The 21008-nt window shown below is 33.8% G+C and carries 11 protein-coding genes; 6 read left to right on the forward strand and 5 right to left on the reverse strand.

The window, feature by feature from the left end; genetic code table 11:
- The first annotated feature begins 67 nt into the window (after nucleotides 1–67).
- The 5 genes from pta to HRU50_RS01120 all read left to right on the forward strand — a co-directional run bounded on the left by pta (nucleotide 68) and on the right by HRU50_RS01120 (nucleotide 5738).
- Complete coding sequence (gene pta / locus HRU50_RS01100) at nucleotides 68–2155, forward strand: phosphate acetyltransferase (protein ID WP_296347231.1); 2088 nt, start codon at nucleotides 68–70, stop codon at nucleotides 2153–2155.
- 19 nt (nucleotides 2156–2174) lie between these two features.
- Complete coding sequence (locus HRU50_RS01105) at nucleotides 2175–3344, forward strand: acetate kinase (protein ID WP_296347264.1); 1170 nt, start codon at nucleotides 2175–2177, stop codon at nucleotides 3342–3344.
- A 153-nt stretch (nucleotides 3345–3497) separates the two neighbouring features.
- The gene (gene sucC, locus HRU50_RS01110; RefSeq protein ID WP_296347266.1) at nucleotides 3498–4688 is read left to right on the forward strand and encodes an ADP-forming succinate--CoA ligase subunit beta; all 1191 of its coding nucleotides are present in this window, start codon (nucleotides 3498–3500) and stop codon (nucleotides 4686–4688) included.
- Nucleotides 4689–4848: 160 nt separating this feature from the next.
- Complete coding sequence (locus HRU50_RS01115) at nucleotides 4849–5241, forward strand: hypothetical protein (protein ID WP_296347268.1); 393 nt, start codon at nucleotides 4849–4851, stop codon at nucleotides 5239–5241.
- A 143-nt stretch (nucleotides 5242–5384) separates the two neighbouring features.
- Complete coding sequence (locus tag HRU50_RS01120; RefSeq protein ID WP_296347270.1) at nucleotides 5385–5738, forward strand: hypothetical protein; 354 nt, start codon at nucleotides 5385–5387, stop codon at nucleotides 5736–5738.
- A gap of 37 nt (nucleotides 5739–5775) precedes the next feature.
- On the opposite strand, the gene HRU50_RS01125 is transcribed toward HRU50_RS01120, so the two are convergent.
- Together HRU50_RS01125 and HRU50_RS01130 are read right to left on the reverse strand one after the other, a co-directional pair.
- On the reverse strand, nucleotides 5776–6033 hold the full coding sequence (locus tag HRU50_RS01125; RefSeq protein WP_296347272.1) for a DUF1456 family protein: 258 nt from the start codon (nucleotides 6031–6033) through the stop codon (nucleotides 5776–5778).
- A gap of 6 nt (nucleotides 6034–6039) precedes the next feature.
- Nucleotides 6040–6816: an alpha/beta hydrolase-fold protein gene (locus HRU50_RS01130; RefSeq protein ID WP_296347275.1), complete on the reverse strand. Its 777-nt coding sequence runs from the start codon at nucleotides 6814–6816 to the stop codon at nucleotides 6040–6042.
- Between the two features lie 163 nt (nucleotides 6817–6979).
- Between HRU50_RS01130 and HRU50_RS01135 the strand changes: the two genes are divergently transcribed.
- Complete coding sequence (locus tag HRU50_RS01135) at nucleotides 6980–7381, forward strand: TerB family tellurite resistance protein (protein WP_296347277.1); 402 nt, start codon at nucleotides 6980–6982, stop codon at nucleotides 7379–7381.
- 30 nt (nucleotides 7382–7411) lie between these two features.
- Here HRU50_RS01135 and uvrB read toward each other — a convergent pair whose 3' ends face one another.
- The 3 genes from uvrB to HRU50_RS01150 form a co-directional block, all read right to left on the reverse strand.
- Nucleotides 7412–9418, reverse strand: coding sequence for an excinuclease ABC subunit UvrB (gene uvrB / locus HRU50_RS01140; protein WP_296347280.1), 2007 nt, complete (start codon nucleotides 9416–9418; stop codon nucleotides 7412–7414).
- 35 nt (nucleotides 9419–9453) lie between these two features.
- Nucleotides 9454–15966 carry a T9SS type B sorting domain-containing protein gene (locus HRU50_RS01145; protein WP_296347283.1) on the reverse strand — a complete coding sequence of 2171 codons (6513 nt, stop codon included), beginning with the start codon at nucleotides 15964–15966 and terminating at the stop codon, nucleotides 9454–9456.
- Between the two features lie 168 nt (nucleotides 15967–16134).
- Entirely contained in the window at nucleotides 16135–21006 is a 4872-nt protein-coding gene (locus HRU50_RS01150; protein ID WP_296347285.1) for a T9SS type B sorting domain-containing protein, read from the reverse strand.
- Between the last annotated feature and the right edge of the window lie 2 nt (nucleotides 21007–21008).

Genomic DNA, 21008 nt, shown 5'->3' on the forward strand with positions numbered 1-21008 from the left:
TCGATGATTTTTATCATATTTAGCTACTTCAATATGGTTAAATTTGCATCAAAAAGTTACAACAAACATGAGTAAAGCAATTTACATCTCTACCACAGAAAAGCATAGTGGTAAATCCCTATTTGTCCTAGGTTTAATGGATCTGCTTTTGGGTAATATGGATAAAGTAGGATACTTTAGACCTTTTATAGATGATCAAAAAGATAATAAGTTAGACAATCATATTAATACTGTTTTAACGCACTTTAATCTCGATATGTCCCAAGAAGAGGCATATGCATTTAAAAGAAGTGAAATAGTAACACTACTAAGAAATAATGATACCGACACTATAATTGACACCATAATTAAAAAGTATAAAGCACTTGAAGAGCGTTTCAATTTTGTAGTTATAGAAGGTAGTGATTTTACAGACGACTCAAATATTAATGAGTTTAATCTCAATGTCGAAATAGCAAAGAATCTAGGTATTCCTTCCATTATTGTGAGCAGTGCAGAACATAAGGATGAAAATACATTAAGTTCAACACTTCAATTAGCAATAAACACCTTTAAAGAAAAAGAAGTTGAAGTTATCGCTGCAGTTGCCAATATGATTGATCATGAAAATTTTGATAGTTATGCTTCAGAGCTGCATAAGGTGATTTCAAAAAATACGCAGATATATGCGTTTCCAAGAGTTAAAAATTTATCTAACCCCACATTAAAAGAGATTTTAAAAGCACTCGATGGTCGTGTGATTTTGGGTGAAGAATTTTTAGACAATCAGACCGGAAGTTTTGGTGTTGGAGCCATGCAGCTAAGAAATTATTTAGAACATATAAAACCTAATAGTTTGGTTATTACTCCAGGTGATAGAGCAGATATTATTCTCGGTGCATTACAAGCTAATATTTCTGACAACTATCCTCAAATATCTGGTATTATTTTAACGGGTGATTTAGTGCCAGAAGCTACCATAATGAAGCTAATAGAAGGTTTTGGTCATGGTGTTCCTATTATATCTGTAAAGCAAGGTACGTTTGGCGCAGCCAATAGTATCGGTAATATAAAATCTAGAATATACGCAGAAAGTAAGCAAAAGATTCAAAGGTCCATTTCGATATTTAAACAGCATGTGGAAGAAGCTGCTCTTTTAGATAATTTAATCTCGTTTAAACCTGAAGGTATCACGCCAAGAATGTTTCAGTATAATTTATTGCAACGAGCCAGGAAATCTAAGAAGCATATTGTACTACCTGAAGGTAACGACGATCGTATTTTAACGGCTGCGGCTAGATTATTACTAAATGGTGTAGTAGACATTACACTATTGGGCAAAAAAGAGGATGTTGAACGTAGAGCATCAAAATTAAATTTAGACTTAACCAATGCTCATATTGTAGATCCGATATCATCGCCAGATTTTGATGATTATGCACAGACATTTTATGAATTACGTAAACATAAAAATGTTAATTTAGATATGGCAAAAGACATGATGGTAGATGTGTCTTATTTTGGAACAATGATGGTGTATAAAGGACATGCAGATGGTATGGTTTCTGGTGCAGTGCATACCACACAACATACTATAAGACCGGCTTTACAATTTGTAAAAACTAAACCAGGTGTTTCAGTAGTGTCTTCGGTATTTTTTATGTGTTTAGAAGATAGAGTGTCGGTTTTTGGCGACTGTGCTATTAATCCAAATCCTACAGCAGAGGAACTGGCAGAAATTGCGATTTCTTCGGCTAATTCTAGTCAAAATTTTGGTATTGAGCCAAAAGTAGCTATGCTATCGTATTCATCTGGTAAATCAGGCAAAGGTGAAGATGTTGAGATCGTAAAGCAAGCTACTGAAATTGTAATGCAGAAACGACCAGATATTAAAATTGAAGGTCCTATTCAATATGATGCTGCAGTTGATATGAGCGTTGCTAAAAGTAAATTACCTAATTCTGAAGTTGCAGGTCAAGCAAGTGTTTTAATATTTCCTGATTTGAATACAGGAAACAATACCTATAAAGCCGTACAACGAGAAACAGGTGCATTAGCTATTGGGCCGATGTTACAAGGATTAAATAAGCCTGTGAATGATTTAAGCCGAGGTTGTACTATTGACGACGTGTTTAATACAGTTATCATTACTGCAATACAAGCGCAAGATTTGTAATAATCAATTAATTGAAGCAATGACAATACTTATAATAAACTCAGGAAGCTCTTCGATAAAATATCAACTGATCAAAATGCCTACGCAAGAAGTGCTTTGTAAAGGACAAGTTGAGCGCATTGGATTGGATGAACCAAAAATTAGCCATAAGTCTAGTACATCTAATTCTGAAAAAATCATTGTAGCCCATAATCATAGACAAGCTTTAGAAAGCATGGTTGATGTTTTGAAGGATACTTTAGAGGAGACCAATAGTACAGTTGATGCAGTTGGACATCGCGTAGTTCATGGTGGGAGTTATTTTTCAAAAACGGTGGAAATAGATGACGCTGTTAAGGATAAGATTGAATCGTTATTTTCATTAGCACCATTACATAATCCATCTAATTTAATAGGGATAAATATAGCTGAGGACTTATTTCCAGAGGCAAAACAAGTTGCAGTTTTCGATACCGCGTTTCATCAAACCATTCCAGAAGTGGCTTATACTTACGCAATTCCTAAAGAATGGTCAGAAGCATATAACATCCGTTTATATGGCTTCCATGGTACGAGTCACAAATATGTGTCTGAAAAAGCCACAGACTACTTAAAGCTTAATAATTCAAAATTAATAACCATTCATTTAGGAAACGGTTGTAGTATAACTGCTATTAAAGATGGAGTAAGCATTGACCATTCTTTAGGATTTGGGCCAATGAACGGACTTGTAATGGGAACGAGAAGTGGTGATATAGACCAATCTGTGATTTTTTATCTCATGGATAAATTGAATCTAACCACAGCTCAGATGAATAATTGGTTACAGAAAAACAGTGGAATGTTGGGCTTAACAGGTTATTCAGACTTTAGAGATATAGAACAAGAAGCACAAAACGGTAACCAGGATTGCCAATTGGCTTTAGAAATTAATGCTTATAGAATAAAGAAATATATCGGCAGTTATATTGCAGCTATGAATGGATTAGATGCGATTGTTTTCACGGCTGGTATTGGCGAGAATTCAGCTTTTATGAGAAAATTAGTTTGCGAAAACCTAGATTGTTTTGGTATTGAAATTGACGACAAACTCAACAGCATCAGAACAAACGATATACGAGAAATCAATAAAGCTAATTCAAAACAAAAAATCTTAGTAATTCCCACCAATGAAGAGTTAGAAATTGCCAAGCAAGTATATAGCTTGTAACGGTAATGTTATTTTTCCTTTTTAATATAAATCAGTCTAAATAATCAGTTTTAAAAAAATTGTTTAAACCATAAAGGTTATTTATTTTTGCGAGGCAAAATTCACATTCTTTTACCACCTAAAAAGGTAAGAGAACATAAAACTTAAACATATATGAATTTACACGAATATCAAGGAAAAGAACTACTTAGCAGCTTTGGCGTACGCATTCAAAGAGGAATTGTGGCTCAAACTGCTGATGAAGCTGTAACTGCAGCAAAAAAGTTAACTGAAGAAACAGGAACTGGATGGCATGTTATTAAAGCTCAAGTTCACGCTGGTGGTCGTGGAAAAGGTGGTGGAGTTAAGCTTGCCAAAAACCTTGACGAAGTAAAAGAAATCGCCGGGCAAATTATCGGTATGAATTTGGTAACACCTCAAACATCTGCTGAAGGTAAAAAAGTACACCAAGTGTTAATTGCAGAAGATGTGTATTACCCAGGTGACAATGAGCCAGAAGAATACTATATGTCTGTATTATTAAATCGTGGTACAGGTAAAAATATGATTATGTATTCTACTGAAGGTGGAATGGATATAGAGCAAGTTGCAGAAGAAACACCACACTTAATTTTTACAGAAGAAATAGATCCAGCATTAGGATTAATGCCATTTCAAGCGCGTCGTGTGGCGTTTAACTTAGGTCTATCTGGTGTAGCATTTAAAGAAATGACAAAGTTTGTGTCTGCATTATACACAGCATACGTAAAGTCTGATGCGTCATTATTTGAGATTAATCCAGTATTAAAAACAAGTGATGATAAAATCATGGCAGTAGATTCTAAGGTAACCTTAGATAGTAACGCTTTATTTAGACATAAAGATTTAGCTGAATTGCGCGACAAGCGCGAAGAAAATCCAATTGAGGTTGAAGCTGGCGAATTAGGTCTTAACTACGTAGATTTAGATGGTAATGTTGGTTGTATGGTTAATGGTGCTGGTTTAGCCATGGCAACTATGGATTTAATTAAGCATTCTGGTGGTGAGCCTGCTAATTTCCTTGATGTTGGTGGTACAGCAGATGCTGCTAGAGTAGAGGCTGCATTTAAGATTATACTTAAAGATCCTAATGTAAAAGCGATTTTAATAAACATTTTTGGTGGTATAGTACGTTGCGATAGAGTAGCACAAGGTGTTATTGATGCCTACAAGAACATGGGAACAATAAACGTTCCTATCATTGTACGTTTACAAGGTACTAATGCTGATATTGCAAAAGATTTAATTGACAATTCAGGATTAGATGTTTTAAGTGCAACAGAATTCCAAGAAGCAGCTGATAAAGTACAAGAAGTATTAGCATAGTCTTCTAAAAAATAGATATTTAAGCCTCATCATTTGATGAGGCTTTTTTGTTTTTATTTACTCATTTATTGCATGTATTGATTATGTTCCTTGATTAGTTAACTGTAACATTCTATTTTTTTTGACGTCTTAATTATATCAATCAATAAATCGAACAATTATGAATTTTTCAAAAACAAATCAAGAAAATGAAACCGTCAATAAGGTTGGCGTAAGTAGAAGTTTAAGAACTGTGGCATTGGCATTAGTATTTGCTATTAATGGTTTTGCATTCGCAAACAATCCTACTGGTTTAAAAGTGACTAAAACCATTGGTCAAGAAGTTATAGAACTATTAAGTGTTGCAGAGGCAGATTTAAACATGGACAGAAATGCTGTAGTTGAATTTGAAATTAATGACAAAAACGAAATTGTTATTTCTGATGTGCAAACTGACAGCTATTTCCTAAAAAGCTTTATAATACGACATCTTAATAAAGAAAAGATCAAGAATGCAGTGATTAATACAAATGAGACTTATAAAGTATTACTTAAATTTAGAAGAACTAATTAAAAGAAAAAGCGCTCTCATCAAGCGCTTTTTTTTTTGGTGTTAAAAAGTTAAAGTTCTATTAATCAGTGTTAAGGACTGTTAAGCACTGTAACAAATGAAAATAGAAGTCGTCTATTAAGTATCAATCTAAAAATCGAATAATTATGAGAACTCTTAAAATGTTATTACTAATCGTATCAATTACGTTTAGCAGTATTGCTTCAGCAGACACAAACCCAGTTGAAGATTTAAAAAAGACCAATTCTTCAAATCAATTAATTTCTCAAACAGTGAGTAAATTATTAGAAGATTCGTATGTACAGCTTAATGCAGATACCAAGGCAACTGTAAAATTAGCTGTAAATAAGGATGGTGAAATAGTTGTATTATATGTTGAAACTAATAATGAGGATGTTGAAGCATACATTAAAAACAGACTAAACTATAAGAAAGTGTCTAGTGACATGGCAAATGGTAAATATTTTACTGTGCCGGTTACCATGTTAAAAACTAAGTAGTTTAAACGACCTTGACAAAATTTAAAAGCAACAATTGTTAATTGTTGCTTTTTTTATGTTTTGGGTTTTGCTTTTTAGGCATAGGACCTCTAAGATGAATGATAAGTCCATTAAGAAAATTTCTTAAAATTTGATCACCACATTCTCTGTAGTTAGGATGGTCTTCTCTTCTAAAGAAAGCGCCGAGTTCACTTTTTGAAACCCTGAAATCTACCAATTCTAATATCTTAATAATATCATCGTCACGTAATTTGTGTGCAACTCTTAGTTTTTTGAATATGTCGTTGTTTGTCATAAGTATTTATTTATAAAGCCATTCATAAGCCTTACCAAAGTTTTCGGACCAAAGCACTTCATTATGTTCTCCATCTTGCACGACTTGGCTTTCTATTTGTGTTATTCCTTTTGCTTTTAAAAGATCAACCATCCGTTGTTGATCTGGTACCATAGAATCTCCTTCGTTTTCACCAACAAGAAAATAAAATTTTGAAGAATTAGGTATCTCTGTATTTGATACGATGTCATAAATCTCCGGGTTTATCCAGAAGGAAGACGAAAATACACCTGCTTTACCAAACGTCTCAGGATGTTTTAGTGCACCATAAAAAGAAATTAAACCACCAAGTGATGCACCAAAAATGGTGGTATGTTTCGCTTCAGATTTTGTTCTATATGTGATATCAATATGTGGTTTTAAGGTGTTTTTAATAAACAAAAGGTATGCCTCACCTTTTCCTCCACCATATTTTTCATGCTTAAATGGTGTCAATTCATCAATACGCTTTTCGGCACCGTGCTCTATTCCGATAATTATACTTTGATTTTTTGTAATGTCATCTAAATACTCATCAACTTTCCATTCTCCCGCATAAGATGATTCTGCATCAAATAAATTTTGCGCATCATGCATGTAAACCACAGGATACCGCTTTTCAGAATTTTGGTAATCTTTAGGTAAGTATACCCAAATTTGTCTTGTAGTGTCAAGTTGAGGTGATGAAATGGTGAATTTTGTAATATTCTGAAAAACAGTATTTTGATCTTCATTTTTACATGAAAATATTACAAAAACCAACATAAAATACAGTTTGTGTTTTATGTATATATTAGTGTTTAGCATTGATAAACGTTGAATTATTCCGACCAAGTACAAAATATTTTTCGACAAGATACAAGATATCAACGACAATAAAATAATTGACCTCTTTAACTTTACAGTAGACAAAATGTTGCCTGTTACCATGATGAATAGACAAGAAAAACTCAGCTTATTATCAGAGATGATTGCATTCGCTCAGTCGGATGACAGTCTTAAGTCTATAGAATATAATTTTTTGTATAGTATTGCCAAGCAGTTAGGTATATCTAAAGAAGATTTTGATTATCTAATAGAACATCCAGTGACTTATGTGCATTTAAAATCACATAGTGAACGCATTGTGCAGTTTCATCGTTTGGTTTTACTCATGAATTTAGATCATAAGGTTTCTTCGAAACAATTGGTAAAGATTCATAATTTCGGTCTACGTATGGGACTTAGTCATGAATCTATAAACCGTGTTTTAGATTTGATGGACAGTTTTCCAAATAAAATAGTTCCACCAGATTTTCTAATAGATATATTTAAAGTACAGTATAATTAGGTTAAAAAAATCCGCTTTAAAGCGGATTTTTTATTTCACTTTTAATTTTTCTAGTTTTTCTTGATATGTTGTAATCTCATCTCTAAATCTTGCAGCTTCCATAAAGTCTAGAGATTTTGCAGCCTGTTCCATTTGCTTACGCTTTTCTTTGATTTTCTTTTCGAGTTGGGATTTTGTAAGATATTCACTCTCTGGTTCTGCAGCTATTTTTGCGTCAAGCTCGGTCTTATATGTACTTACAGAATTTTTGGCGAGTGCACTATCCAAACTTTTATTTAGTGCTTTAGGAACAATATTGTTTTCAGTGTTATAAGTAATTTGTTTTTCTCTTCGATAGTTGGTTTCGTCAATAGTTTTCTGCATGCTTTTAGTAATAGTGTCAGCATACATTATTGCCATACCATTAAGGTTACGCGCAGCTCTACCTACTGTTTGAGTTAAAGATCTATTAGACCGAAGGAAACCTTCTTTATCCGCATCAAGTATGGCAACTAAAGATACTTCTGGTAAATCTAATCCCTCACGAAGTAAATTCACTCCAACCAAAACATCAAATAAACCTTTACGTAAATCTTGCATAATTTCTACACGCTCTAAGGTGTCAACATCACTATGAATATAGCGACATCTAATGGCAATCCGCGTTAGGTATTTTACAAGTTCTTCTGCCATGCGCTTGGTAAGTGTAGTTACTAAAGTCCGCTCGTCTTTTTCTACACGGTCTTGTATTTCTTCAATTAAATCATCAATCTGATTTAGACTTGGTCGAACTTCTATAATTGGGTCTAAAAGTCCTGTTGGTCGAATAACTTGTTCAACATAAACACCATCAGATTTTTGTAATTCGTAGTCTGCTGGTGTTGCTGATACGTAAATCACTTGATTTTGTAAAGATTCGAACTCTTCAAATTTTAGAGGTCTATTATCCATTGCGGCAGGCAATCTAAATCCATATTCTACCAAATTTTCTTTACGACTTCTATCACCACCATACATAGCATGCACCTGAGATATGGTCACATGACTTTCGTCTACAACCATCAAATAATCATCTGGGAAATAATCTAATAAGCAGAAAGGCCTAGTGCCTGGTGCGCGTCCATCGAGATAACGCGAATAGTTCTCAATACCAGAACAGTAACCTAGTTCTCGTATCATCTCTAAGTCAAACTCTGTCCGTTCCTTAAGTCGTTTCGCTTCTAGGTGTTTGCCAATATCTTTAAAATAATCGTGCTGTACTACTAAATCATCTTGAATATCCCTAATGGCATTTTGTAATACATCTGGCGACGTTACAAACATGTTTGCAGGATAGATGTTTAATCTATCATACCGTTCTATAACTTCGTTAGTCATAACGTCAAAGGCTTCAATTTCTTCAATTTCATCACCGAAGAAGTGAATTCTAAAAGCGTTATTTGCATATCCTGGAAATACATCCACGGTATCTCCTTTTATTCTGAAGTTACCATTTTTAAAATCAGCCTCGGTACGAGAATATAAACTCTGAACAAGTTGATGCAGTAGTTTAGTTCTTGATATGACTTGATCACGTTCGATTGTAATCACATTTTTTTGAAATTCGACTGGATTACCAATACCATACAAACATGATACTGAAGCCACAACTAAAACATCTCTTCTTCCAGACAATAGGGAGGACGTGGTACTTAATCGCATCTTCTCAATTTCTTCGTTTATAGATAAATCTTTTTCAATATAAACTCCAGAAACAGGTATATACGCTTCAGGTTGATAGTAATCATAATACGACACAAAATACTCAACCGCATTATTAGGAAAGAACTGTTTAAACTCAGAATATAACTGTGCTGCTAAGGTTTTGTTATGAGCTAAAACCAAAGTAGGTCGTTGTACTTCTTCAATAACATTGGCTACAGTAAATGTTTTACCAGAACCTGTAACCCCAAGAAGTGTTTGGTACTTTTCGTTTTCATTAATGCCGTTAGCTAATTGCTTTATGGCATCTGGTTGATCACCAGTTGGGCTAAATTCTGACTCAATTTTAAATCGCATAAAGCAAAGTTACGATAAAGAACAGTGCCAATCAATTAACGTTTTAAGGCAAAATGACCTTTAACTTCAAACGATTGTTCACCACCTTCAATCACCGCCATAAACCAATAATCACTTGCCGGCATATTATTTCCGTTATAAGTACCATCCCAACCTGCTGTGTTAGACCCCAATTGTTTTAGAAGTTTACCAAATCTATCAAAAATGTAAACAACACTACCAGGCAACGTTTCTATACCAACAATGTGCCATGTCGGGTTGTCTAAATCGCCATTTGGTGTAAAGAATTTTGGTGCATCAACAACCACAACTTCTCGTGTTACTTCAGCACATCCATTAAGGTCTATAATTGTTATGGTATGATAACCTAATGCTACATTTTCAAAAATGTTAGAGTCTTGTGGATCTCCATCATCCAGAATATATTGATAGTTACCAATGCCACTAATTGTAATAGTAATGTTATTTGGATCTGAGAAATCAACGGTTTCAACAACGTCAATCATTGCTGATTCTGATTCTATAACATCAAATGTGCTTGTGGTAGAACATCCAAATTCTGAAGTAACAGTAACTGAATACGTGCCAAGTGCGGTTATTTCGATCTCAGAAGTCGTTTCACCATTTGACCACAAATAAGTGTCAGAAGTTATGAAGGTTTCTGCCGAAACAATTAACGGTAAGTTATCAATACAAACCACTTGATCTTCTATGTCTACTATTGGTTTAGGATGAACAATAGTTGTAAACTGAGTTAAAGTATAGCATCCTGTTGTATTGTTCTCAACTCTTCCATAAATGACTTCCCCATCAAACGCATCATAAGTAAAACTTGAAATTACCTCAATGCCTTCTTCTGCCGATTGCAAATTGTTAAAATACGTCACTGTAAATTCCGATGGATTTTGAGAACCAAGAATTGTTGATGTTTGAGATCCGAAGCTAAAATTCTGTATACCGTCAAAATCATCATCACAAGTCATCAAATCACTTGGTTGATTGGCTATTGGCACAGGATTAACTCTAAGTGAAAACGGATATATATGATAGCAATGGGTTGTGCTGAATTCAATTCGTGCATAAATCGTATCTAAATTACTTGAGTATGTATAGTTAGGGTCTAATGCATTTTCATTTGAAATAGCATCATCTTCAGATGAGAAATAGCTGAATAAAACATTGTAATCAGAATCTACTATAATGTCGTTGATTGTAGTAAGATTAAAACTATTTGTATCATTTGCACAGATATCATGGATTTGGAAATCATTAATAGCTGGAGGTAAGTTTACATTTAGTTCTAATGGTACGTATCTGTAACAGTTGCCTATTGTGTTTAAAACTTTAATATAAACCGTTTGGGGATTACTTAAGTTTGAATAGTTCTCAGGATTTGCTATAGCATTTGTGTCATTATCTAAATCTTCAACTGTTTCAAAATAGGTGATGACTTCATTCGGATTAAAATTATCAAAAAGTTGATCTTCAACAGATGTTAAATCAAATTGAGTGATAGCGTCATAATCGTTGTCACATTCTAATAAAGATTCTGGTGCATTAGGAAAAGGATTAATAATGAGATTAAAGTTGGTTAAACTATAGCAGCCCGTTTCATTGTTCTCGATCCTAACAATGATTTCTGTATCATCACTAGCTGTATAAACTGGTCCGAGGTGATTAACATCATTATTGGCTTGTTCTAGGTTTAAATGATAGGTTACGGTAAATCCATCTGCACTTTGGTCTCCTAATACAGTATTGGTTTGTGTCTCTAAATCAAAGTTTTCAAGGTTGTTGTTAGAATTATCATCGCAAACCTCAATATCATTTGGTTGGTTAGCAATTGGCAATGGATTTATTTGTAGTGTAAAATCATACACATAGAAACAACCTGTTGTAGCATCTTCTATTCTTATATATATAATATCGCCTACAGTGCTATACGTGTAATCTGTTGATAATGCATTGCTATTGGTTTCAGCGTCAGCATAATTTGAGTGAAAAGACAATAGCACATTTGTTGTGTCATCAACGATAACTGTATTTATTTCATTAAGGTTAAAAGCGCTATCAGGATTATCACATATCTCATAAATTTCAAACTCATTGATTGGTGGTGGTGACAACGTATTTAATTCAAGAGGAACAGCAGTATAACAATTTGCTGAAGTATTAAATACCTTTATAAACACAGTTTGAGGATTGCTTAAATTGGTGTAGTTATCTGGAACTGTTATTGGATTTGCATCTGACTCCAAATCGTCTAATGATTGAAAATAGGTAATAATAACATTACTTGGCATTACCGGATATAGTTCAGATTCAGCCGTTGTGAGATTGAAAGTGTTGATTTCATCGTAATCTGTATCACATATAACTATTGGGTTCACAGATGATGGTGCAGGATACACAATTGTGGTAAATGATGTTGTAGAAAAACATCCCGTAATTGAGTTGACCACTCTAACATAAATGATTTCGTTATTTCCGGAATTATAATCATCCGGTATGGCATTCTCACCAGATTCTGCTTCTGATTGAGAGTTGTGATAACTCACTAAAAATATACTTGGATCTTGGTTTTGAAGTACAGATGCATTTTGAGAAATAAGGTTAAATACTTCAAAGCCGTCATTAGATGTGTCATCGCATGTTTCTAAATCTATTGGTTGATTTGCGATAGGTAATGGGTTGATGATAAGCTCAAAAGGATATGTTGTATAACAACCAGTTTCAGTATATGTTAATCTTACATAAATAATATGAGATGATGCCGAATAGATAAAATTTGTATCTAATGATGCCAGATTATTTTCAGCATCACTTGCAGTATTGTGATAGGTAAAGTCTATACCTGTAGTATCATCTGTAACAATTGAATTAATAGTTGTCAAATCAAAACTCGAAGCGGAATTATCACATATTTCATGAGTCATAAAATCATTCACAGTTGGCGGTAAATTGACAATAATATCAACTGGTATATGAACATAACAATTACTAATAGTATTATTTATTTTCACATAAACTGTTTGTGGGTTTGATGTGTTCGTATAATTCTGTGGGTCTAAAATTTGATTAATATCGAGGTCGAGATCTTCAAGCGTTTCAAAATAAGAAACTACGATATTGTCTTGTCTTACATCTAGAATCTCTAGTTCAGCAATGGTAAGATTCCATGTTAAAATGCCGTCATAATTGTCATCACAGGCAACCAGAGGTGATGCAGGATATACAGTTGGAGCTGCAATAACATTGATTTCAAACGACGAAAGTCCATAGCAATAAGTACCATTATCTACTCGGGCAAAAAGTTGTTGAGGATTTACTGTGTTAGTAAAATTTAAGTCGGTTAAAGGATTAATACTGTTTTCGGCATTGTATTGGGATGTGTAGAACGTAATCGTTAAACTTTCTGGGCTTCCAGTTTCCATGGCTGTCATGGTTTCATTGAGATCTACTGTAACTACACCATCATTTGAAATATCATCACAAATAAATATACTTTCAGCAGGGTTAAATATTGGCAATGCACCAACTTCTAGCTCAAATGACGACGTTCCAAAACATTCTGAATCTGTATTGTTTTCTACCCTAACATAAATGGTTTGCGGACTTGAAGTATTGTTATAAATAGAATACTTATTTATTTCATTAGTGCCATCTAAAGCGTCTTGCTCAGTTTCAAAATATCGTACAAATTTATCTGGTTGTCCATTTAAGATTTCAGGGTCTTTCAAATAGAAATAAAAATCTGCAACGCCACTAATGTCAGCTTCACAATTTTCAAAATTTGAAATAGGTATAAATTCAGGATGCGTATTAATATAAACGTAGAAGCCTGAAATACTGTAGCAACCTGAGGTTTCGTTAGCTACTCTTACGTAGATATAATCTGTTGATGTTGTGTAATTGGCCGGATCTGCGATTGGGTCAATACCTTCAAGCGAATTATTATAGTTACTATAAAATGAAATCTCAAAGCCTGCGGTAGACGAAACAACCTCTGGAATTTTTGAATTTAAGTCTACAGTAGATATACCATCGTCGTCGTCATCACAAACAATAATATTTGTTGGATACATCACTTCTGGTGCGTCAACTACACTAATCTCTATGGTAGAGACATCATAACATTCAGATTGGGTATTTGTAACTCTGATATAGAAAGTTTGAGGATTAGAGCTATTATAGACATAATCTGGTAATATGTTCTCGTTGTTCAGAGCATCTTGCTCTGTAAGATAGTATTTAACGTTATAAGGGCTTACACCTTGGCTAGCGATTTCATTAAATGTTGGCATAAATAAAGTCGTAAACCCATCATTAACACTGTCATCACAATATTCACCTGTTTGAGGTGATAACACAACTGCTTCAGAAATAGAAAGTGTAACAGTAACAAATTCTGTACAGTCATCGCTTATAATTGTTGCATAGATTACTGTACCATTGTTAGATACTATATATGGTACGGTTTCGTCTAGTGGATTAACACTATTAGCTCGGTCTTCTTCAGTGGCATAAAAGGTCGTTTCCCACTCATCATAATCATCTTCTATTTCGGTTTCAACTTCTGATAAATCAAAATCTGCAATACCATCATTACTTGCATCATCACATACTACAAATGCTTCAGCTGAGTATGTAGTTTGAATAATATTTGAAAATAAATCTATCTCAGTTACTGCATAACAACCTGTAGTGTCATCTTGGACTCTAACATAGATCTGTTGGTAATTTGGTACAAAATTTTGATAATTTTCTGGATCACCAATTGGATTTATATTCTGATGCGCATCAAATAAGTACTCATGATAAGACACAGTAACACCAGTCAGTCCCAAAAGAATACTATCTATTACGGACGTGAGATCGAAGGTTTCAAAGCCATCAAAATCTTGTTCGCACATATTAATATATGGAGAATCTGGACTAATCGGAGGACCACTTTGGAATACAATAGATATTGGTGTTGTTGAAAAACATCCTGTATTTGGATCATAGATTCTTACAAATAATGATTCAGAAATATTATTATTAGCATAAGGTGAGAAAATGGGGTTGATACCCATATCGGCTTCCGGTTGAGAAAAATGATAGCTAATAAATAGATTGGTATTTCCATCTAATATTTGATCATTTGCCGAATTTAAATCAACAAAAGTAAAATCTTCTTGAGTAGCGTCTTGACATACCACTATTGGGTCTGGTTCAACAAAGTCGGGTTTGCTATTTACCACAAGGTTAAAGGTAGAATACGCTAAACAGCCATTAGAAGTATCTTCAATTCTTACGAATATTTGTTGAGGTGAACTTGTGTTTTCAATGATTCCACTAATAGGATTCATATTATTTTGAGCATCGTCGTCACTGTAATGATAAGTGATATTGTAGGAAGAAGAATAAGGCACGGAAGAAAGTACCTCTCCGTCTTTAGTATTCAAATCAAAATCCTCAACACCATCATTTGAGTCATCATCGCAGAGCAGATAATCAGATATAGTACTTGCAGATTGTTCTGAATTCAGCGTGATTTCTACGGTATCTTCAATGACACAAGACGTTTGATTTAATTGAATAGTAATTTCAACTTTATATGATCCTGAAGATGTTGCATTTAATGTTGCTGCATTTTCACCACTCATTAATACATCATCTTGATACCATTGATAGGTTGCAAGAGGATTTTGTATATCACCATTTAAGGATACAGACTCTCCACAAGTCGTAATATCCGGACCTAAATCTACACTAGCATTAAAACTATTACCTTCAATAAAAACCGCAGAATCATAGTTATTATCAGTTTGATCTGCAATAACTAGTTTTATTTCGTAGGCTACATTTGGGGTTATTGATGCGGTTGCCGTCATTACTACAGTTCTTCCATTATAGTTTGTGTCACCTATGTTATAGCCTTCAAAATATTGTTCATTTGAGGCAGCACATTGGCCAACAATTTGATCATGAATGGTATTGGTGTTTACAGGAATGTTGGTGCCAGGAATTAAAGCAATATTTGTAAACGGATCTGTTGAGTTGGCTTCTCTAATTAAGAAGGCAAAGCCATCTGAATAAAAACAAGGGAAATTTTGTTCATATTCCTCTGATGCTAATAAGTAATTGAACTGGATTTGGTTGGCTACAGAGATGAAATTAAATTGAATCGACGTGGCGTTAAGTGTATTTGAAATGCCTAATGCATTTTCTAAATCTATATCCGTGCCCCAATTACTATCGCCTTCGTTTAATGAGTTTGTATTGGTCGTGTTACCGGCAGAATTAACATTACCTGTTGTGAGAACAATTCCATTCTGAAACGGAAAGTTAGAATTAGATTGCTCAAAAAAGCCATAGCTAGAAATACCGTTAACATCTCCATTTACAGTTGAACTGATATTTGATATTTCAACACAATTTTGTCCTAAACTATTTTGAATGAGTTGTTCTAATGGTAGTGAGTCGTCGGTAGTAATTTGTTGGGCAAAACTACTTATTGAGAAAATAGTAAAAAGAATCTGGGTAATTGTAATTCTATATTTCACGTATAACTTATTTAATTGAAATTAAGTAGGTTACATTAGTCACGTTTGGGCTAATGCAAGTTATAAGAGAAAAAAGTAAAAAGAAATACCCAATACTAGGGATTTTTTACGTTAACCGACAAAATTAATGGGTCAACATGTTGTAAATAGTTGAACACTTGAGAGTTACTATCTTTTCAGAGCAAAATGGCCTTTAATTTCAAATCTTTCACCATCCTTGATAACGTCTGCAATATACCAGTAATCTCCTGATGGCATTTTGTTACCGTTGTACGTGCCGTCCCAACCAGGCGTATTGTGCTTAAGAACTGTGAGCAACTTACCAAATCGATCAAATATATGAATCACTGTACCAGGTAATGTCTCAACACCGGCAATATGCCACTGATCAAAATCACCGTCACCATTAGGCGTCATGTGTTTTGGGGTATCGAGGACTAAGACTTCTCTTGTAGTTTGAGCACACCCATTAATGTCTGTTATAGTAATAGTATTATAACCAATAGGAACATTATTAAATACATTTGATTCTTGAGGAATCAAATCATTCAATTGGTATAAGTAGTCGCCAATACCACTTACTGTCAATATAATGTTGTTTGGGTCTGAGAAATCGATTGTTTCAACCACATCAATGTTAGCTGACTCTGATTCTGTAACATTAAAGGAGGAAGTACTTGAACAACCAAATTCATTGGTTATTGTAACGCTGTAGCTTCCAGCTTCTATAATTTCAATATTTGATGAAATCTCATTTGTTGACCAAACATAGGAGTCCGAATTATTACCAGTGTACGCAGATACTACAAGTGGTAAGTTGTCTAAACAAATTAATTGATCCTCAATTATGACTTCTGGTAAAGGATTAATGATAACATTGAATTCTGTAATATCAAAACATCCTGTGTTAATATCCTCTAGTCTAGCAAAAATGGTTTGTCCATTAAAAGCATTATATATTTCATCGAGTGCTATTATGTTATTGTTAGCGTTTTCTTCAATATTGAAATATGTGACACTAAATTCTTCAGGATTAAGATCATTGAGTATATTTTCATTTTGATTTGAAAGATTGACTTCTAAAAATCCATCATTATTATCATCACACAAAATAATATCATCAGGTTGGGTTGCAACAGGTGGTTCTAAAACCACAAGTTCAAATGGATGGGTTGCGAAGCATCCAGTTGTACTAAACTCTGCCCTAACAACTAAAGATTGAATGTCGCTAGTATAAGTAAATATATCATTCAAAGGATTTAAACCAGCCTCAGCATCAGTTGCATTGGTATAGTAACTCACAATAACATTAAAGGGAACATCAAGTAGTGCAGAATTAATTTCACTCAAGTCAAAAGTATTATCTACCGTATCACATATTTCAAAAGTTTCTATTGGATTAATTTGAGGGGCTGGATTAATAATTAAACTAAAAGAAACAATTGAATAACATCCAGTGGTTAGATTTTCTACTTTCAGGAAAATGGATTCATTTTCAACTGTATTAATATAATTAGTAGGTGATTCGATTTCGTTTGAGTTTGTTTCAGCATCGATAAAGCTATTATAATAGGCGAATGCAATATTGTATTGTCTACCATCCAATATATCGAGTTCAATATCTGTTAAGTCCCATTCTAAGTTGGTATTATAATTATCACCACATGCAACTAAAGATTGGTTAGTATTGACTTCTGGTAATGACAAGACGTTTAATGTAAAGGTCTCCACATTATAACACTCAGTATCTGAATTCTCTATTCTTGCATATAATAATTGAGGATTACTACTAGCATTAAAATTTAATGGTATGGCATTTGTGCCCAGATTAGCATTTAAAGGTGATAAGTGAAATGATACATTAAGTGGAGTAGTGCTGCCAACTATAATTTCATCAACTTTACTGCTTAAGTCTGTAGTTACAAGTCCATTATTAAAGATGTCGCATTCAAAAACATCTGATGGTGGGTTATAGTCAGGTGATTGTCTAACTTCGATTTGCATCGGTACGATTTTGAAACAGCCGTTTTCAATTTCATTTTCTAATCGTACATATATGATTTGTGGATTACTTGTGTTTTGATAAGCAATAGTTTGATCAATAGGGTTTTGTCTTGTGGTTGCGTCGAGTTCGGTTTCAAAATAAAGTACTTGCATACCTTCTTGACCGTCAATTATTTCGGTATTTCTACTTTCGAAAAAGAAATCTGAAGGTTGGTTAGGATTGTCTTCACAATTTATATAACTATTGATTTCGTCTAATTGCGGATCTGCATATATTAGAACATCAAAATTAAATACGGTGTAGCAATTAGATCCATCTAGTCCTACTCGTAAGAAGATTTCAGAACTTGTTGTATTGTAATTGTCTGGACTAGATATTGATAAAAATTCAAAGAATTCACTTGAGGCATTTTCAAATGTGTTGTGGAATGTAAAGCTGATATTACTGGTGTCAATATTAATGTTATCCAATACGGTTTCTAAATTAACTGTAGCTACAAGATTTTGATCTTCATCACAAACAATAATTGGCTCAGGATTAAAATCGTTAAGTAATGAAGCAATATTAAGTTGCACTGCTGCGACATCAAAACATTCAGTCAGTAAGTTAGTAACTCGAACATATAATTCTTGCCCTAAATTTAACTCATAAATATCTTCAGAAATGATATTGGTTTGCAGTTCGGCATCCTCTGGACTTTCATAAAATTCTACCGAGGCAGGTAAACTAACATCATTAATAATATTTTGTCTAATAGGTTCTAAAACGATGCTAGTCGCATTGGTGATCGTATTAGTAAAACCACAATAGTCGTACTGAAAATCAGTAACAATAAGAGGTGGATTTATCTTTAATGTTACTTCCGTGTCAAATTGGCAATCTTCAAAATTAGATCTTATATATAACGTCTGTTCATTTGTAACCGTGATTGGTAAAGTTTGGTCTAAAGGACTAAGTCCTAAGTCTCTATCGTTTTCAGTTAGATAAAACTGAATTTGAATATTATTATAACCATTTTTAAGATCGTCTGCTACATTTTCTAAGTTAAAATCAACAATACCATCACCTGATGGATCATCGCAAAGAAAAAACTCACTATCATTTCCAATAACATTGAACAAAAGGTTTTTATGTACAATTAGAGGTATTTCTCTTTGACAATTGGCATTCTCAAAAGCAATGCCCAATCTCATGGTAAACGAGTTGTTATTTGTCAAAGTTAATGATCTAGGATTACCCAAACCATACAATTCTAAGGTACTAACCGTAGATCCTGGAAACAACGTATTTTCTATGTAATCAAAATAAGCTTCAATATCAAAGGTCACAGGAACATTGTCATAGTTATTTAATGTACCAGCTATAACTTCAGAATATTCCGGGTCTTCACATGCACTCAAGACTAATTGATCTACACCAAGTTCTGGTGGTGATAAATAATTAAAATTTAGGTAAGCAAGCGAAAAGCAATCATCGGTGGCACCTACAACCTCAACTCTTGCGACAAGTCTTGGTGGTTGTAAGTTGAAGTCGGGAAAATCATCTATGGCATTAATCCTATTTATGGCATCTTCTTCTGTCATATAGTACGTTACGACTCTATTAAGTTCACTGTTAGACATCACAACATCAAATTGATTGAGTTCTGTAATGCCGACATCTGTGATTTGGTCAAAGCAGATATCCAAGAAAAAATTTAATGTCGTAATATTTGGCGGTGAGGTAATAGAAAGATCAAAACTGCCGATTTGTAAACAACTTCCATCAAAACTTTCAATTCTAACAAAAATTGTTTCTTCATCATTAGAATTCTGATATATTCCAGAAATAGGGTTATTATTATCTAAAGCATCATCTTCTGACAAATGATAGCTTATGTCATAATTTGTAGAAGGAAGCTGTGCATATATCTCGTCATCCATTAGAAATGGAAAATCAAAATCAAAGGTGCCATCTTCAGGTGTTGGATCACATACAATGAGGTCATTAATGGGTTGAGTAGGTTGAAAAGGGATAACTTCTACATCTATTTCGTCAGAGAGTATACAGCTACCACTATCAAATGGTAGCGAGATTTCTACTCTATATGTTCCAGTATCACTAACCTGTAATACTGCATTGTTTTCACCTGTGACTACATTATTGTTCAAAAACCACTGATAAGTAGCATCTGGGTTATCAATATTTGCGTCTAATAACAAATCAGTACCACAAACAGATTGGTCTGGACCTAAATCTATAGCGCCACCAAAGCTTTCTGCTTCAATGAATACCGCAGAGTCAAACCGTTGGTCAATGTGATCTGCAATAATAAATTTAACTGTGTATGTTTCTCCGGGTATTATATTTGTTTGCGCGGTTAGTGCAGTGGTATGTCCATTAAAGTTTGTACTACCGATATTATAACCTTCAAAAAATTGTTCGTTATTGGCTTCACAAAATCCTGTTATTTCAGGATGAATGGTGTTGGTACTTATTTCAATATCTGAATCTGGAATAGTAGCAATGTTTACAAAGGGATCTGTACTGTTGGTTCTTCTCACTAATATGGCAAAGACATCTCTAAAATTACACGGATATTCTTGTTGGTATTCATCTGATGCAAAAACATATTTAAAGGCCAGAAAATCATTAACTGAAACTAAATCAAATTGAAGCGAAGTAGCATTTAAGGTTTGATCCACACCAACAAATTCTAAGATGTCTGGATCAGTTTCCCAATTTAATTCACCATCACTTAAATCGCTAGGGTTTACACTATTGCCTGCATTACTCACGCGACCAGTAGATAATATAAAACCACTTTCTAATGGGAAATTAGAATTGTTATTATTAAAACTACCGTAACTTGGAATATTGTTAATGTCACCATTAAACTGAGAAATAGCATTACTAGTTACCGCACAGTTATTTCCAACAACATTTTGAATGAGTTCCTCAGGTGTTTGAGTCCCATCTGTAGTAATCTGTTGTGCATTAACTATGCTTATATGCAGTATAATGCATGTAAGTATATGTATGCCCTTCTTTATCATTG

The organism is Winogradskyella sp., assembly GCF_013213835.1.
Classification (GTDB): Bacteria; Bacteroidota; Bacteroidia; order Flavobacteriales; family Flavobacteriaceae; genus Winogradskyella.

Bases quoted from the DNA above. Each gene is read 5' to 3' on its own strand.
- HRU50_RS01115 (WP_296347268.1), top strand. From the start codon at position 4,849: ATGAATTTTTCAAAAACAAATCAAGAAAATGAAACCGTCAATAAGGTT.
- HRU50_RS01135 (WP_296347277.1), top strand. From the start codon at position 6,980: ATGATGAATAGACAAGAAAAACTCAGCTTATTATCAGAGATGATTGCA.
- pta (WP_296347231.1), top strand. From the start codon at position 68: ATGAGTAAAGCAATTTACATCTCTACCACAGAAAAGCATAGTGGTAAA.
- HRU50_RS01150 (WP_296347285.1), bottom strand. From the start codon at position 21,006: ATGATAAAGAAGGGCATACATATACTTACATGCATTATACTGCATATA.
- HRU50_RS01125 (WP_296347272.1), bottom strand. From the start codon at position 6,033: ATGACAAACAACGACATATTCAAAAAACTAAGAGTTGCACACAAATTA.
- uvrB (WP_296347280.1), bottom strand. From the start codon at position 9,418: ATGCGATTTAAAATTGAGTCAGAATTTAGCCCAACTGGTGATCAACCA.
- HRU50_RS01105 (WP_296347264.1), top strand. From the start codon at position 2,175: ATGACAATACTTATAATAAACTCAGGAAGCTCTTCGATAAAATATCAA.
- HRU50_RS01120 (WP_296347270.1), top strand. From the start codon at position 5,385: ATGAGAACTCTTAAAATGTTATTACTAATCGTATCAATTACGTTTAGC.
- HRU50_RS01130 (WP_296347275.1), bottom strand. From the start codon at position 6,816: ATGTTGGTTTTTGTAATATTTTCATGTAAAAATGAAGATCAAAATACT.
- sucC (WP_296347266.1), top strand. From the start codon at position 3,498: ATGAATTTACACGAATATCAAGGAAAAGAACTACTTAGCAGCTTTGGC.